This window comes from Bifidobacterium saguini DSM 23967 (assembly GCF_000741715.1).
Lineage (GTDB): Bacteria > Actinomycetota > Actinomycetes > Actinomycetales > Bifidobacteriaceae > Bifidobacterium > Bifidobacterium saguini.
Genome location: NZ_JGZN01000006.1, coordinates 37,907 through 53,332 on the forward strand (window position 1 = coordinate 37,907; position 15,426 = coordinate 53,332).

Here is a 15,426-nt window from a genome sequence, read left to right on the forward strand (position 1 = left end):
TGCGGGGATTCCTTCGGGAATCCCCGCTTTGTTATTGCATGAACAATCGTGAGGCCGCCGTCTCCGCATCCGCATACACGGTGGATGCAGAAGCCAACGAACGCTGGATAGTCTCCAACGAGGCCTCCATCTGCTGTTGTGCGGCGCGCCATTGCGCCATCACCGAAGTGAATTGTGTGGCGGCCGAACCTCTCCAAGCTTCTTGTAATGCATTGAGATGGGTGTACATACCTCCTACCGCCTGCCTGATTTGCGCAACTGAAGAAGCCACCGCGGCCGATGATGACTGTATTCGCTCCGAATCCACTTGATATTGAGGCATCATTGCTCCTTTCCGAAAAAATAATTGATGAAGCACGTTCGGCATTGCGAATACCGAACGCTAAGGTGGAGCATATGGCAAATTCGACTTGGGCAGACGTTCATACGACCAATGTGGTTCCAGCTTCGGCTTACTCGCTTTCATTGCGTAGTAGCAAGGCTAGAAAATGGCTTGTTTGCGCCATTTCTATGCTGGTTGCACTGGTGCTGAGCTGCATGTGGATAACCGTAAATGCCTATGGGGATAACTCTGAGAGCAGCTCAAGCGATTCGAACAGTTCGAACAGCGGCGTCACCATTACCGACAACATCACCGATACGGAGAATCTACTTGGCTCACATGCGGCTGAAGTGACCGATGCCATTGCCAAAACAGAGCAGGAAACCGGTGTGCACGTCCATCTGCTGTATGTGTCCAGCTTCAATAGCGATCAGACACCGCAGAAATGGGCCAGCAATATTCTTGAATTCACCAAGCCAAAGCCCAACACGGTACTGCTGGCAGTGGCATCGAATGACGGCAACCTAGTGGTTGCAGTATCCTCCAACTCCGATGAATGGTTGAAAAGCCAGGACACTGTAGACAAACTGTCGGCAGCGGCACAGGAACCGCTGATGAAGAGCACTCCTGATTGGCCGGGATCAGCAACCGCCATGATGGACCAGATTGTGCAGTCGAAGAAGACCTCTACCTCAAGCTCCTCGGTAACCATCGGTGTTATCGCCATGATTGTGGTGCTGGTGGTGCTGCTTATCGTGGTTGCTCTCATGATCGTCATACGCGTACGCAGTAAGGGCAAGAAGCCGCGTCGTGCGAATCGACAGACGCTCACCAGTGCTGAAAAGAAGGCGCGTAAGGCGCAAATCGCCAAGCGAAAGGCTGAGCGCAAGGCCAGGGAAGCCGAAAGAGCGGCTGAAGAAACCCCGGAAACACAAAAGAACGAATAACTTCAAGCTGGCATTCAGGAAACGCTCAGACGAGCGCGCCACTCTAGGAACCATGAGTAAGCCTATTGAAGCATCGATTGTTGTTGTTGACGACGAGCCGTCCATCCGTGAACTGCTGGTTGCCTCGCTGCATTTCGCCGGATTTGAGGTGAACACCGCGGCCTCCGGTTCCGAGGCCATTGAGGTGATTGAAAAGGTCCAGCCCGATCTCATTGTGCTTGATGTCATGCTGCCTGATATTGACGGTTTCACCGTAACCCGCCGCATCAGGCAGGAGGGGATCGACGCTCCGGTGTTGTTCCTCACCGCGCGTGACGATACTCAGGACAAGATCATGGGCCTGACCGTGGGCGGCGACGATTACGTGACCAAGCCATTCAGCCTGGAAGAGGTTGTGGCTCGTATCCGCGCCATTCTGCGCCGTACTCGCGAACAAGTCGAAGACGACCCAATTATTCGTGTGGCCGACCTTGAAATCAATGAAGACTCCCACGACGTGACCCGTGCCGGCCAGCCTATCGACTTGAGCCCAACGGAGTACAAGCTGCTGCGTTACCTGATGGATAACGAAGGCCGAGTGCTATCCAAGGCGCAGATTTTGGATCACGTCTGGCAGTACGACTGGGGCGGAGACGCCGCCATCGTGGAATCCTATATCTCCTACTTGCGCAAGAAGGTCGATGGCGTGGAAGTCACCGATGAGAATGGCGAAAAGCACAAGGTGACCCCTCTCATCGAAACCAAGCGCGGCATCGGTTATATGATTCGCGAGCCAAAGCACTGAGAACGTTGTAAACCATGAGCAATCCGCAGCAACAGCCGGCAGTTTCGGCTCCAGAGCCGCCACAGTCCCCGCAAGACAATCCTGGAATCCAAATTCAGGTCAAGGATTGCCTGAAAGAGCATCACGAACGCAAGAAGAACATTTTCTTCCAGCATTTCGACCGCATTTCGTTGGGCGGCAAGCTCATGGCTGCTACCATCGCTGTGCTGCTGGTAGGCATTACCGTCATCTCCTTCTCGCTGCGTGCCTTAGTAGGCAACTACATGCTGGAGAAAACAGATAGCCAGCTGTCACAGCAGGCCAATCTGGTGTTCAACAACATTGATTGGCTGTCCAAAACAGATAATTCCAACGGACTTTCCGGCCCGAATTCGTATTTTCTGCAGATTCAATACACCGATGGCACTACCGATACCGATGACAAACCGCTCGTAGTCACACCACTGTTGCCGCAGCTGCAGGACGGCATTGTTTCGGTACCGGTACTGCCTACGTATGGCAATACTGATGGCATTACCTTGGGCAAGGTGTTCACTGCCCCCGCGGTCGCACGTCAGGTTGTGGAAGTACAGGCCAGCGAATCGGATAGCGGCTCGTCCTCTGACGGTACCAATAGCCAAAGTAATAATGGCAGCAACAGCAGCAATAATACCGACCCTGCTCCCGACTCATCCGGAAGCCCTGCACCAGGCAGCTCAAGCTCCTCTGATTCGGTAACCAAGGTGCTCTCCAGTCCAAAGCCTGGCGCCAATCATGCTGCGGTGACTGCCGCCAGCGCACCGTGGCGCATCATCGCCAAAGAATGGACCATCAAAAGCAATGGTTCCGAAAAAGTGCGCGGCGTGGTGTACATCGGACTATCCATGTCCGACCAAATCGACACGTTGAAGACGCTGACCTATTACTGCATCGTGGTGGGCATCGCTGTGGTATTGCTGGGCGGTTCGCTCTCCACCTTGATTATTCAGCACACATTGCAGCCGCTGAAGCGCATGGAGAAAACCGCAGCGAAAATCGCTGCGGGCGACCTGAGCCAGCGTATTCCCTCCGCTCCCGAGAACACTGAGGTGGGCTCGCTCGCGGCTTCGCTGAATACCATGCTGACGCGAATAGAAGTCAGTTTCCATGAGCAGGAAGAGACCACCGAGAAAATGAAACGGTTCGTCTCGGATGCCAGCCATGAATTGCGCACGCCGTTGGCGGCCATCCACGGGTATGCGGAACTGTATAAGATGCAGCGGGACATGCCAGGGGCGCTGGAGCGTGCGGATGAATCCATCGAGCACATCGAACGCTCCAGTCAGCGTATGACCGTGCTTGTAGAAGATTTGCTGTCGTTGGCGCGTCTGGACGAAGGGCGAGGCATTGATATTACCGGTACCGTCAATCTATCTTCTCTGGTGACCGATGCCGTAGATGATTTGCACGCGCTTGACCCGGATCGTGCAATCACTCGCGATCGTCTGGTATTGGCTCCAAGCCAGGATTTGTCTCATCCTGCGTCGCTGCAGCTCCAAACCGGTGATTGGGATGCCGTCACCTTGCCGGGGGATGCCTCTCGTTTGCGTCAGGTAGTCACCAACATCGTGGGCAACATCCACCGTTATACGCCGGTTGATTCTCCAGCCGAAGTGGCGTTGGGTATTGTGCCGGCTGCCATCGATCCGCGACAACTCGCGCAAATGCCAACCACCGAAGCTTCAATGAGGCGTTTCGTTGATGCCGCTGAAGTGGGGCAATCGATGCAGACTGGATACCGGTATGCCGTGCTACGATTCGTGGATCATGGCCCGGGCGTTCCGCCTGAATCCCGCTCGAAGATTTTCGAACGCTTCTACACGGCAGATCCCTCGCGCGCAAGGCAAAAGGGTGGCACCGGCCTCGGCATGGCCATTGCACAGTCAGTGGTCAAAGCCCATCATGGATTCATTTGCGCCACGGGTACTGAAGGTGGCGGCCTGACCTTTACGGTGATTCTGCCGGTCGAACGAATTGCTTCCGTGCAGCTGCCGGTGCAGCAGCCGAATGGCAAGCCAAAGGAAAACCGGCAGAAGACATCGAAGACATCATGGTTCGGTGGTGAGCGCAAAGCGTAAGACGCTCGTTCCAAGTGGCGCCGGTCAAGGCCTGTGAGGTACACTGTTCCTTCAGTTCATTACTCCCTATGCACTAAGGAAGGTTTTGCAATGCCCACCGGTCGAGTTCGTTGGTTTGACGCAGCCAAGGGTTATGGTTTCATCACCAATGAGGAAGGCAAGGATGTGTTCCTGCCGGCTCAGGCCCTGCCCGCTGGCGCCACTACGCTGCGCAAGGGTGCCAAGGTGGAGTATTCCGTGGTGGATGGTCGCCGCGGCCCGCAGGCTATGGGCGTGCAGCTGATTGCCTCCGCGCCGAGCCTGGTTAAGGCAACTCGCCCGAAGCCGGATGATATGGCTGCTATCTGCGAGGACCTTATTAAGATGTTGGACTCCGCAGGCAATACGTTGCGTCGTCACCGTTATCCTTCTTCCGCTGAGAGCAAGAAGCTGGCCACGCTGCTGCGCGCCGTGGCTGATCAATTTGATGTACAGGACTGACGGGGCTGATTCCATCCATGACTGACACCATCGAAACCACTGTGACGCCGGATCCTCGCGCCATAGCACATGCCGTGCTACTTGAAGTGGCCGACGAGCCCGAGCAAGTGGGCGAGTTCGTTGTTGCCAACGAGCTTGAAGATCATGTTACCGATTTTCGCTTTGCTGCCAATATTCGTGGTTATGAAGGTTGGCAGTGGTCGGTGACGCTATATCACGACGTGGAGTTGGACTCCTGGACCGTGAATGAATCTTCGCTGATCCCCACTGAAGATGCGTTGATGCCGCCGCAGTGGATTCCTTGGAAGGATCGTCTCGAACCCACGGATCTTTCGCCTACCGATTCAATCGGTACGGATCCTGATGATGAGCGTCTTGAACCCGGGGAAGTGGAAGAGTCCTCGCTGCAGGATGTTAATGACGCAGCCGAGACTTTTCGTTTGACGCGACGCCATGTGCTGAGCCCCTTGGGTCGTGCGCAGGCCGCCAAGCGTTGGTATGAGGGGCCGCGCGGTCCTAAGGCTTTGAGCACTAAAACCGCAGAAGGCAACTTGTGCTCCGATTGTGGTTTCTTCGTGCCATTGACCGGCGAACTGGACCGCATGTTTGGTGTGTGCGCCAACAAGTGGAGTCCGGATGATGGACGCGTAGTGTCGCTGGATCATGGTTGCGGCGAACACTCCGAAATCGAGCCTCCTGAGCCGAGCCATCTGTGGGTGCAGTCCAAGCCGGCGTTGGATGATTTGCATATTGATGTTATCGCTCGACCTAAGGCCCATAAGGCTGAGGAAAGCGAGTCCGAGTCCGAGTCTGCCGACGTTGACGGCGAAACTGTGGTTGATGCTGCAGAGAACGTCGCTGCCGTTGCCGATGCGCCGGCAACTGAATCTTCTGTACCGTCAACGGATGCAGTTGATGGTGCCGGAAGTGCGACCGCTCAGTCTGGCGCAAAGGCTACCGATGGTGCTGAGAAATCTGGCGGTGAGACTCCTCAAAGTACGGTAGTTTCTGGTGTTGCCGATGCTCAGAGTTCGGAATCCGCATCCGAAGGTCTCGGAATCGAGAACGCAGACAGTACAGAGGTTCCTGCTGCAACTGTGGCGAATGAGGCTGATTCCTTCAGCGGCAATGATATGAGCGGCGACGTTGCTGTTGTCTCTTCGGAGGAGGGGGAAACCCTTGAGGATAACCTCGTCAATTCGTCTGATGATGCCGACACCGACGTTATTGACACCGATTTCGGTGAAGATGATGACCTCGATGATGATGAGGCTACTGAAGAAGACATCATTAATAACACGTCTGTTGACACTGATGATGACGATTTTGACGATGACGATTCCGAAGTGAGTGACAATGTGGCTCCGGAGCTGGAAACTGTCATCGATCTGATCGAACAACTGCGCCAAAATCGCGCCGATGAGGATTCTGATACCGACGCCGACACCGGTATCGATATTGATACCGAAAGTGTCGAGAATGAATCCGGTGACAACGGTGAACCTACCTTGGAACCCGGTGTTGGCGATGCTGAAGGTGCAGAAGACATTGACGACAATAATGCCTGAACCAAAGGTTGCTATCTGACCATAGGTATCCGCGTCCCTAAAGTAACCTCTGACGCAACTCCTCCCTATCCGGCTTTTCCCCAAATTATGGACGCTGAGAGAGGATAAGGGGGTATTAGAGGGGGGTAAGTGATGGGTGATAGGCGTGATTGGAAAACTGTGATGTTCCATACAAAACTTACCTTTGAGGTTCTGTGGAATTACAATAAAAAAGGGCGGTGAGACCATGAAGGGGGTAATCTCACCGCCCAATTAATTTCATTTGGTGTTGAAGCTGCTAAAGCGGCTCAGTGGCTCGCACCTCCTAATGACTTCAGTGCACCACGGTCACCGTGCATTCGGCAAAGTTGACGATTTGGCGAGACACCGATCCGAGGAAGTGTGCGTCCAAACCAGATAGTCCACGCGAGCCAACCACCAGATGTGAGGCATAACGAGAAGCCGCAATCAGGCCCTTGGAAGCGCGAATATGGAAGGCGTTCGCGGTTACCGGCACGTCTTCGGGAATGGAAGCCTTGGCCATCAAACCGTTCAGTATTTCCTCGGCACGCTGCTGTCCAACCTCAACTGAGGGCACGGCATTTTCATATCCGGGAACCACACCGAGATCACGCAACTGCCAGCAGAACATCACATGGAGCGGGCGATGATGAATGCGAGCCTCCTCCAACGCGAAATCAAAAGCGCGGCGAGACGTTTCGGAACCATCAACGCCGACCACAACCGGGCGAACATTCAGCTCAGCCTGGGGTTCCGGCTGCTCATAATGCACTGGTTCGTCGCCGGGAGTCAACGCATTGGCGATGGCATCGGTGACGCTTTCCTCCTCGCTGCCGCTCAAGCGCACTACGGTAACCGGCACTTCGGCTTCCTCGGCAAGAGACGCCGACAACGAGCCTAGGAACCAGCGCGCCACACGTCCCAACGAACGGCGACCAACCACAATCTGCTGTGCATCATGACCGATTTGCAGCAGGGCAGTAGTGCCAGAAGCCTTAACGGAAGTGAGCTTCAAGTTCGCCGGATCAAAGTCGATACCTTTGGTAGCGCGCTCCACCCATTCACGCAACTCGTTAGCGATATCATGACGGACCTTGGCCCAAGCCTCATCGCTATCAGGCTCGCCACCCATATCCCAGGAATGCGTCCAACCGAATACAGCATTGACGCTCTGGCCGGTAAGAGAAGCCTCTTCAAGCGCCCACTTCAATGCGGCAAATGACTCGTCCGAGCCGTCAACGCCAACCACGATGTCGGCCTTAGTGTTCAATTCAGCCATCACAACCTCCTTTGGCATAGTGTGAATGATGAATATACGTCCAGCATATCGTTTTCTTTCCTGCTTACGGCGCAATTCATGGAATCAGGTGAATAAACGTCACCGTGAATCGGTAGAGTAAAACGGAATGTCTATTGAGGAAGGACAAGCATGTTCGAACGGTTTACCGACCGTGCACGGCGCGTGATTGTGTTGGCGCAGGAAGAGGCAAGGTCCCTTCAGCACAACTACATCGGCACCGAACACCTGCTGCTCGGCCTGATTCGTGAGGGCGAGGGTGTGGCCGCCAAGGCGCTGGCCTCGAAGGGCGTGGAGCTTGACCCCACCCGCAAGCAGGTTGAAGAGATGATCGGCAAGGGCAACGCTGCTCCGAACGGGCACATCCCCTTTACTCCGCACGCCAAGCAGGTGCTGGAGTTTTCGCTTCGTGAGGCCCTTCAGCTGGGGCACAGCTACATTGGCACTGAGCATATTCTGCTCGGCCTGATTCGCGAAGGCGAAGGTGTCGGCACTCAGGTGCTCATCAAGATGGGTGTTGATCTGGGCGAGCTTCGTAGCGCCACTATCGATATGATTCGTGGCAACTCCGGTACTTCCGGCGATGGCAAGGGCGACCTGGCCAACGCAGGTGGCGTTGCCGACAAGCAAAATAAGTCCGGCTCCGCCATTCTTGACCAGTTCGGCCGCAACCTCACGCAGGAGGCAGCTGAGGGCAAGCTGGATCCGGTGATTGGTCGTACCAACGAGATTGAGCGCGTTATGGTGGTGCTCTCTCGCCGTACCAAGAACAATCCGGTGCTGATTGGTGAGCCTGGCGTGGGCAAGACCGCAGTGGTCGAAGGCCTGGCCCAGAAGATCAACGCTGGCGATGTGCCGGAAACCCTGAAGGGCAAGCAGGTCTATTCGCTGGATCTTGGCTCTATGGTGGCCGGTTCCCGTTACCGTGGTGATTTCGAGGAGCGCCTGAAGAAGGTCTTGAAGGAAATCAAGACCCGCGGCGACATCGTGCTGTTCATCGACGAAATCCATACCATCGTGGGTGCAGGCTCCGCGGATGGTGCTCTGGGCGCCTCCGATATGTTGAAGCCGATGCTGGCCCGTGGTGAGCTTCAGACCATTGGTGCCACCACCACCGACGAGTACCGCAAGTACATCGAGAAGGACGCGGCTCTGGAACGTCGTTTCCAGCCGATTCAGGTGCACGAGCCTACCATTGCTGAAACTATCGAGATTCTGAAGGGTCTGCGCTCCCGTTACGAGAACCATCATCATGTGACCATCACTGATGGTGCGCTGCAGTCCGCAGCCGAACTCTCCAGCCGCTACATTCAGGATCGCAACCTGCCGGATAAGGCCATCGATCTGATCGATGAGGCAGGTGCGCGCCTGCGCATCAAGCGCTTGACCGCTCCGCCGGAGCTCAAGGAGCTAGACGAGAAGATTGCCAAGGTGGCAGCCAAGAAGGATGAAGCCATCAAGGCTCAGGACTTCGAGAACGCCGCCAAGCTGCGCGACAGCCAGGAGAAGCTCGAGGTCGACCGCAAGGCCAAGGAAGATTCCTGGCGCGAAGGCGAGTCCGACGTCAAGATGGTTGTGGACGAGGATGTGATCGCCGAAGTCATCAGCTCCACCACCGGTATCCCGGTGTTCAAGCTGACCCAGGCCGAATCCAAGAAGCTGCTCAACATGGAAGCCGAACTGCACAAGCGCATCATCGGTCAGGATGAAGCGGTGTCCGCACTGTCTCGCTCGATTCGCCGTACCCGTGTGGGCCTGAAAGATCCGAAGCGTCCGTCCGGTTCGTTCATCTTCGCCGGTCCGACCGGTGTGGGCAAGACCGAGTTGGCCAAGACTCTCGCCGAATTCCTATTCGACGATGAAGACGCATTGATTCGCGTGGATATGTCCGAGTTCTCCGAGAAGTACGCGGCCTCCCGCCTCTTCGGTGCACCTCCGGGATACGTGGGTTACGAAGAGGGCGGCGAGCTCACCGAAAAGGTGCGTCGCAAGCCATTCTCCGTGGTGCTGTTCGATGAGATCGAGAAGGCTCACCCGGATATCTTCAACACGCTGTTGCAGGTGCTGGATGACGGCCACTTGACCGATGGTCAGGGCCGCAAGGTGGACTTCAAGAACACCATCATCATTCTGACCACCAACCTTGGTACGCGTGACATCGCAAAGGCCGCCAATACGGGCTTCAACCTGGGCGCCAACAACGAGTCCAGCTACCAGCGCATGAAGGACCAGGTCAGCTCCGAACTCAAGCAGCAGTTCCGTCCGGAGTTCCTGAACCGTTTGGACGACATCATTGTCTTCAAGCAGCTCACCGAGCCGCAGGTGCGTCAGATCGTTGATCTCGATGTCAAGCAGCTCAATGACCGTCTGTTCGACCGTCACATGTCGCTCGAGCTCACCGACGCTGCCAAGGATCTGCTCGCGCAGAAGGGCTTCGACCCGCTGCTCGGTGCACGTCCGCTGCGTCGTGTGATTCAGCGCGACATCGAGGACGCCATCTCCGAGAAGATTCTGATGGGCGATCTCGAAGATGGTCAGCGCGTGGTGGTGGACGCCGAAGGCGAAGGCATCTTGGGTGAATTCACCTTCAAGGGTGAAAAGTTCGAGGAGCCTGCCAAGGCAGAAGGCGCAGACGCCGAAACTGGTGAAGGCGACAAGCCTGAGTTGGTCAGTGCCCAGGCTGCGGATGACTCCGCACCGGCTGCTGATACCGGCGATGCTGGTGAGCAATCTGCTGAATAATCGCCGCTGACAATGCATATAAGTAAGGGTCTTGGTTCCATAAGGAATCAAGACCCTTTTGCTATGTCACAACTACCCTGTGGCATGATAACGCAACCTGATATTTTATGCTGTAGTGGGATACTGTTCATACATTGATGAAAAGCTATACTAGATGCATTATCAGTGTCGAGGGGAGTTGTTTCAATGTTCGGTTTATTCAATGAAGAGAACGACGCAGTTCGTAAGATGTCATGGCATTACTCTGCTGAGCAAAACAGGATGGTTCCATGTGATAATACGCCATGCGATAAGCATGGTGCCTGCGATGTAATTGCTGCGAACGAGTATGAGGCAACGGTAGAGGTCAACAGAAGAATATCGTTGTATAACGAACATGAAAAGAGCAAAAACAGGAATCCAAATACCGTTTTGCCGAGTGAATATGACAATTGCTCGTTATTTAAAGGTAATTTACATTCTACAATAATCAGTTTTAATAGTTTGTATATTGGTAATGCGAGATATATGCCAACTGTTAAAAAATTCACACCTTATAATTATGATTTGACAGTTAATTTTGCTAAAAGATGTGAGAAATGTCATGGTAAAGGAACAATCCATGATGATAAGGAAAACAAGGATATTGAATGTCCTGAATGCAGGGGTAGTAAGTATTCAGAAAAATGCAGTGCTTCACCAGCAGATATGGTTTTAATACAGGATATAAAAGACGATGAGGATGCTCGTTTCCATGATTTTGTTAAAAAATATCCTGATGAATTCAATGAATATATGCGTCATGTGATGATGTCATCATGTTACCTGGCTAATAAAGGAGAGAAGGCTTTATATTTAATAGATATTAAAAGAAATTTTAAACAGGACATGGCTAATAATCCTGATGAAACTCTTATACATATGCGTGATTTAAAGTCTAAATATGATGAAATCATGAGGTATGAGCCTAAGGGATTAAAATATAATGATATCATGGCAATGGCTATTAATTCACATTATAAAAAAGAAAAAGAACCACTGGAAATAATGTCATTTCATAATTATGTTGACAAAAAGACAAAAGAACAAAAAGTGGTAATGATTTGCCGTAATATAAATGATAATAACAGATCCACATATAAAATTTTTACTGAAGCAGATCCCAATATTATGGTTGGAGGAAAAGCTTTTCTTAGAGCGGCATATGGCTCAGGTTATGATTTCACTGATCCTACTGGAGTGCCTTGTTTAAAGCTGAGAAATGTAAAAATAGCAATACGTCCTTATTGGGAAAATTAATGTTTTAATAAAATCCTTGTGAACACTAATACGTTGGTATTAATGTTCACAAGGATTCGTCGTGTGCGTATTGTCTAGGCTCAGCCGCTGAAGTCGACTTCACCGAGCTTTTCGATGAGCTTCATATTCTCGGAGTAGTCAACCGGGCAGGCAATGATGTCGATGCCGGAACCGGAACGCAATGCCGAACGCAGCGTGGGGTAGAGCTGGTCGGCGGATTCGATGAGATGGCCCTTGGCACCAAAGCTCATGCCAAGTTCCACCACGTCCGGATTATTGAAATCCACATATTCATGGGTGCCGTCGTGAATATCCATCTTCCACTTGATTAGGCCATAGGCTTCATCAACCCATACCAGAATCACGATGCGGGCGCCCACACGCACGGCGGTTTCGATTTCCTGCACATTCATCATGAACGAACCGTCACCCATGACCGCGAGCACCGGGCGTCCCGGATTTTCCAGCGAGGCAGCCACCGCACCCGGCAGCGTCCAGGCCATCGTAGACAGGGAGTTATCAATCACGCAGGTGTTCGAATAATACGTGGGGTAGAGACGGGCCATCCACATCTTCAAGGCACCGGTATCCACCAAAGCGATATCGGTATCGGTTTCCATTGCACGGCGTGTATCGGCCACGATACGTTGAGGTTTCATCGGGAAGGAATCATCATCCGCATACGAAGTGTATTCGGTTTCCAGCAGCTCGTGAATCTTCGGATGCGAGACGCCGAATGTCACATGCTCCGCATGCAGTTGGGCAATCAACGCCTGCAGCGTGGCGTCGATATTGCCCATGATGTTTAATGCGGTGGAGTAATGCGCATCCGTATCTTCAATGAAGGTATTGATGTGGATGATGGTCTTATCATCATTCGGATTGATCTTCTTCGGATCGAACTGCTGGATGGAGAAGCCCACGGCAATAATCAGATCAGCCTCATCGAACGCGAAGTTCTCGTAATCATGGCGCATGAAGCCCACCACGCCGAGCGCCAGCGGAATGCGATCGGAAATCACGCCCTTGCCTTCGAACGTGGTGGCCACCGGCACATTAAGCTGCTCGGCCAAGGCCAGTAGACGGTTCTCCGCATGGCCGCGGGCCACGCCATTGCCGGCCAAGATGATCGGATGCTTGGCACCGCGAATAATGCTCACAGCGCGAGAGATCGTGTCGGCAGTAGGAGCGAAGCTCATCGGATTCGGCAGCGGCAGCGGGTGAGCATCCTCGGGAGCGGGCATTTCGGCCACATCCTCCGGCAGAATCAAGCAAGTGGCACCCGGGCGGTTGCGCTGAGAGATGGAGAACGCCTTTCGAACCATTTCCGGCACGGAAGCCGGTTCCACAATCATCGAAGTCCACTGGGTCAGCGGGCGGAATACAGACACCAGATCAACAATTTGATGCGATTCCTTATACAGTCGGCTCACGTTGCCTTGCGCGCAGATGGCCACCATTGGCGTGGTGCTGGCGTTCGCCTGTGCCACCGGAAGCGTCAGATTCAGAGCGCCCGGGCCAAGGGTAGCCAGGCAAACGCCGGGTTTGCCTGTCAAATGGCCTTGCGTGGCGGCCATGAAGCCTGCACCTTGCTCATGACGGGTCAGGATGAAACGAATGCGACCGTCGCGCTCAATGGCTTCCATCAGCGGAATGTTCTCTTCGCCGGGGATGCCGTACATGGTCTCAACGCCTTCATTAACAAGACATTCCACGAACAGGTCGGCTACGGTACGGATGTGATCGGTGTTCTGAGTCGGTGTATTCACGCTAGGGAAGTCTAACAGTCGGGATATGCGAACATCAGCAAGGCATGTTGGGTGGCAAAGAGCCTGAATGTGCCTTTTCCCTCACTATGTATGCATGGGAACCAAGGTGCCGCATACATAGTGAGGATTCGGAGGTCTAAACCGGCGCTATGTATGCGGATGCTTCGTTCGGCCGCATACATAGCGCCGGTTCGCGCGATTACGGTGGGGATTGCTGAGACAAAGAAGCCGCTAAGAGTTAACTTAGGCGTTGAATGGGCGTGGAAATTCATTCAACTAGCCGTCTTAGCGTAACAGTGTGAGCAAGGGCATGAATCGCCGGCAGTGGGCCGGCAGGCGGCCTAAGGTCGCCGTAGCGGTAATCATCGCGACTGTACTTACGATTCTTTTTGTTCCCAATGCTGTTGCTGGAGCTGCAGGAACTGTTCCTTTTTCCGGAAATGATGCCGCTACTGGCACCAGAACGGTGACCATCGCGGACATCACCGATTTCCACGGCCATATTGAACGCGGAGCGGATAATGCGGCCGCATTTACATTGGCAGACAGCCATAATCCAGGCAATATGGTGCCTGTTTCCTCTGGCGACTTAGTAGGCGGTTCTCCATACGAGTCCGCTGTGGCTAAAGATCAGCCGACATTGGATATGGCGAAATCCTGGGGATTGACGATTTCCGCAGTCGGTAATCATGAATTCGATCGCTCGGTGGCTGACTTCAATAACCGGATTGCCTCACCTGCTAATGGCATTGATTGGCTATGCGCTAACGTATCGGCACGCAACAAGGCACCGGGTGGCAAACTGAGTCGGGTCAAGGATTATACGATTCGAGAAGTCAATGGAAAGCGTATTGGATTCGTTGGTGCATTGACTGATGCACTGGGCTCGGTGGCTACCCCGCAAATCACGAAAGATGCTGATTTGGATGAGCGGGCGGTTGATGCAGTCAATCGAGTGGCGCATGAGCTCAAGCAATCCGGCAAGGTGGATGCGGTAGTTGCGCTGATTCATGCTGATGCCTCCGCTGCGCAAGGATTGGGCAAGGATGTGGATGTGGTGTACACAGGCCATACGCATGCGGTGAAATACGCGCGCACGGATGGTGGAGCCCCGATTTATGAAGCCGGTAGCTTCGGACGTGCAATGGCGGTGCAGGATCTGGTCATTACCGGATACGGACGCAGATCCAGAGTTGCAGTGCAGAACGTGGATCTTGGCAATGGCACTGAACAGGCATCGTCTACAGTTCCCGGCGTGATTCGGGTGGAAGGTCTTGATGCGCATACCACGCAATCGGCTTGGATGTCTGCCGGTTCAACGGGCGAAGGCATGGTTGATCATGCCCAGCATGTGTATGCGGTTGCGCAGGCGCATGCAGCACAGGTAGGTGGCACTATTGTCGGTACGCTGGCTGCTGGTACGAATTTTGATAAGCGCATCGAAAACGGTCAGGAAGATTCAGTGGGCCGGCTGGTGGCGGATGCGAATCGCGCCATGATTCAGCGAACCCTTTATGCTGGCGAGCGTTTGCCTGTAGTCGGTTTTTCCAACGATGGCAGCCTGCGCACTGCGAAACTTGACATGGACGGCAATGGTAAGGTCAGCGTACGCGAAGTGGATTCCCTGATGGCTCTGCAGTTCAAAGCCGCACATGAAACCTTGACTGGCAAAGATCTGAAAAATGTCTTGGCTGAGCAGTTCCGATTCAAGGATGGGCAGTTGAAACGTCGGTGGATTGGAATTTCCTCAAATGTGAGTTATCGATTTGTGGAATATCAATCAACCGAAGCGGGGGAGGAGACCCAGGATAAGGCCGGCAGCCACCCAGCAAATACCAGTTTTGATGGTGATGATAATCATCGTGCGGTTGATATTACTGATTTGTTCATCGATGGCAAACCGATTGCTGATGATGATTTGGTGATTGTGGCATCTAACTCATATCTGCTGCAGGGTGGTGATGATTACCATGCCTTCCGCGCAGGAACGAACTATGGCGAGCTCAATATGCCATACAGTGAGCCACTGAAGCAGTACCTCGCCGCACATCCTGCGCTCGCGCCAGTAAAACTGCCACAAACCGGTATGAGGGCCTAGAAGAAAGGGGAAAACGGACCCTGTAAAACGAGAATGGGCTTCCCT

Annotated in this window: 10 protein-coding genes and 1 pseudogene; 8 read left to right on the forward strand and 3 right to left on the reverse strand. The window is 53.6% G+C overall.

Annotated elements, in window-relative coordinates:
- Window positions 1-31: 31 nt before the first annotated feature.
- On the reverse strand, window positions 32-322 hold the full coding sequence (locus BISA_RS03375; protein WP_033890235.1) for a WXG100 family type VII secretion target: 291 nt from the start codon (window positions 320-322) through the stop codon (window positions 32-34).
- 215 nt (window positions 323-537) lie between these two features.
- Here BISA_RS03375 and BISA_RS03380 point away from each other — a divergent pair, with 215 nt between their 5' ends.
- From BISA_RS03380 to BISA_RS12485, 5 genes and pseudogenes are all read left to right on the forward strand, one after another.
- Window positions 538-1,269, forward strand: coding sequence for a TPM domain-containing protein (locus tag BISA_RS03380; protein WP_081890003.1), 732 nt, complete (start codon window positions 538-540; stop codon window positions 1,267-1,269).
- Between the two features lie 52 nt (window positions 1,270-1,321).
- The gene (locus tag BISA_RS03385) at window positions 1,322-2,053 is read left to right on the forward strand and encodes a response regulator transcription factor (protein ID WP_033890236.1); all 732 of its coding nucleotides are present in this window, start codon (window positions 1,322-1,324) and stop codon (window positions 2,051-2,053) included.
- Window positions 2,054-2,067: 14 nt separating this feature from the next.
- Window positions 2,068-4,149, forward strand: coding sequence for a sensor histidine kinase (locus tag BISA_RS03390; RefSeq protein ID WP_152597178.1), 2,082 nt, complete (start codon window positions 2,068-2,070; stop codon window positions 4,147-4,149).
- A 90-nt stretch (window positions 4,150-4,239) separates the two neighbouring features.
- Window positions 4,240-4,629: a cold shock domain-containing protein gene (locus BISA_RS03395; RefSeq protein ID WP_033890237.1), complete on the forward strand. Its 390-nt coding sequence runs from the start codon at window positions 4,240-4,242 to the stop codon at window positions 4,627-4,629.
- Window positions 4,630-4,646: 17 nt separating this feature from the next.
- A pseudogene (locus tag BISA_RS12485) lies at window positions 4,647-5,406 on the forward strand (DUF3027 domain-containing protein); the annotation flags it as partial.
- A 1,104-nt stretch (window positions 5,407-6,510) separates the two neighbouring features.
- Here BISA_RS12485 and BISA_RS03405 read toward each other — a convergent pair.
- The gene (locus BISA_RS03405) at window positions 6,511-7,476 is read right to left on the reverse strand and encodes a universal stress protein (protein ID WP_033890239.1); all 966 of its coding nucleotides are present in this window, start codon (window positions 7,474-7,476) and stop codon (window positions 6,511-6,513) included.
- Between the two features lie 150 nt (window positions 7,477-7,626).
- On the opposite strand from BISA_RS03405, the gene BISA_RS03410 reads away from it, so the two are divergent.
- Window positions 7,627-10,236, forward strand: a complete 2,610-nt coding sequence (locus tag BISA_RS03410) for an ATP-dependent Clp protease ATP-binding subunit (RefSeq protein WP_033890240.1) — start codon at window positions 7,627-7,629, stop codon at window positions 10,234-10,236.
- Between the two features lie 186 nt (window positions 10,237-10,422).
- The gene (locus BISA_RS12790) at window positions 10,423-11,514 is read left to right on the forward strand and encodes a DnaJ-like cysteine-rich domain-containing protein (protein WP_034534879.1); all 1,092 of its coding nucleotides are present in this window, start codon (window positions 10,423-10,425) and stop codon (window positions 11,512-11,514) included.
- Window positions 11,515-11,594: 80 nt separating this feature from the next.
- Here the strand turns inward: BISA_RS12790 and BISA_RS03420 are convergent, their stop codons facing one another.
- Window positions 11,595-13,283 (reverse strand): acetolactate synthase large subunit, encoded by a 1,689-nt coding sequence (locus tag BISA_RS03420; protein WP_193349251.1) that lies wholly within the window; start codon window positions 13,281-13,283, stop codon window positions 11,595-11,597.
- Between the two features lie 310 nt (window positions 13,284-13,593).
- Between BISA_RS03420 and BISA_RS03430 the strand changes: the two genes are divergently transcribed.
- Window positions 13,594-15,381: a bifunctional metallophosphatase/5'-nucleotidase gene (locus BISA_RS03430; RefSeq protein ID WP_033890445.1), complete on the forward strand. Its 1,788-nt coding sequence runs from the start codon at window positions 13,594-13,596 to the stop codon at window positions 15,379-15,381.
- The last annotated feature ends 45 nt before the right edge of the window (window positions 15,382-15,426 follow it).

What these genes read in the sequence shown, in the direction of transcription:
- BISA_RS03375 (WP_033890235.1), bottom strand. Translation starts at nt 322, where the DNA reads ATGCCTCAATATCAAGTGGATTCGGAGCGAATACAGTCATCATCGGCC.
- BISA_RS03380 (WP_081890003.1), top strand. Translation starts at nt 538, where the DNA reads ATGTGGATAACCGTAAATGCCTATGGGGATAACTCTGAGAGCAGCTCA.
- BISA_RS03385 (WP_033890236.1), top strand. Translation starts at nt 1,322, where the DNA reads ATGAGTAAGCCTATTGAAGCATCGATTGTTGTTGTTGACGACGAGCCG.
- BISA_RS03390 (WP_152597178.1), top strand. Translation starts at nt 2,068, where the DNA reads ATGAGCAATCCGCAGCAACAGCCGGCAGTTTCGGCTCCAGAGCCGCCA.
- BISA_RS03395 (WP_033890237.1), top strand. Translation starts at nt 4,240, where the DNA reads ATGCCCACCGGTCGAGTTCGTTGGTTTGACGCAGCCAAGGGTTATGGT.
- BISA_RS03405 (WP_033890239.1), bottom strand. Translation starts at nt 7,476, where the DNA reads ATGGCTGAATTGAACACTAAGGCCGACATCGTGGTTGGCGTTGACGGC.
- BISA_RS03410 (WP_033890240.1), top strand. Translation starts at nt 7,627, where the DNA reads ATGTTCGAACGGTTTACCGACCGTGCACGGCGCGTGATTGTGTTGGCG.
- BISA_RS12790 (WP_034534879.1), top strand. Translation starts at nt 10,423, where the DNA reads ATGTTCGGTTTATTCAATGAAGAGAACGACGCAGTTCGTAAGATGTCA.
- BISA_RS03430 (WP_033890445.1), top strand. Translation starts at nt 13,594, where the DNA reads ATGAATCGCCGGCAGTGGGCCGGCAGGCGGCCTAAGGTCGCCGTAGCG.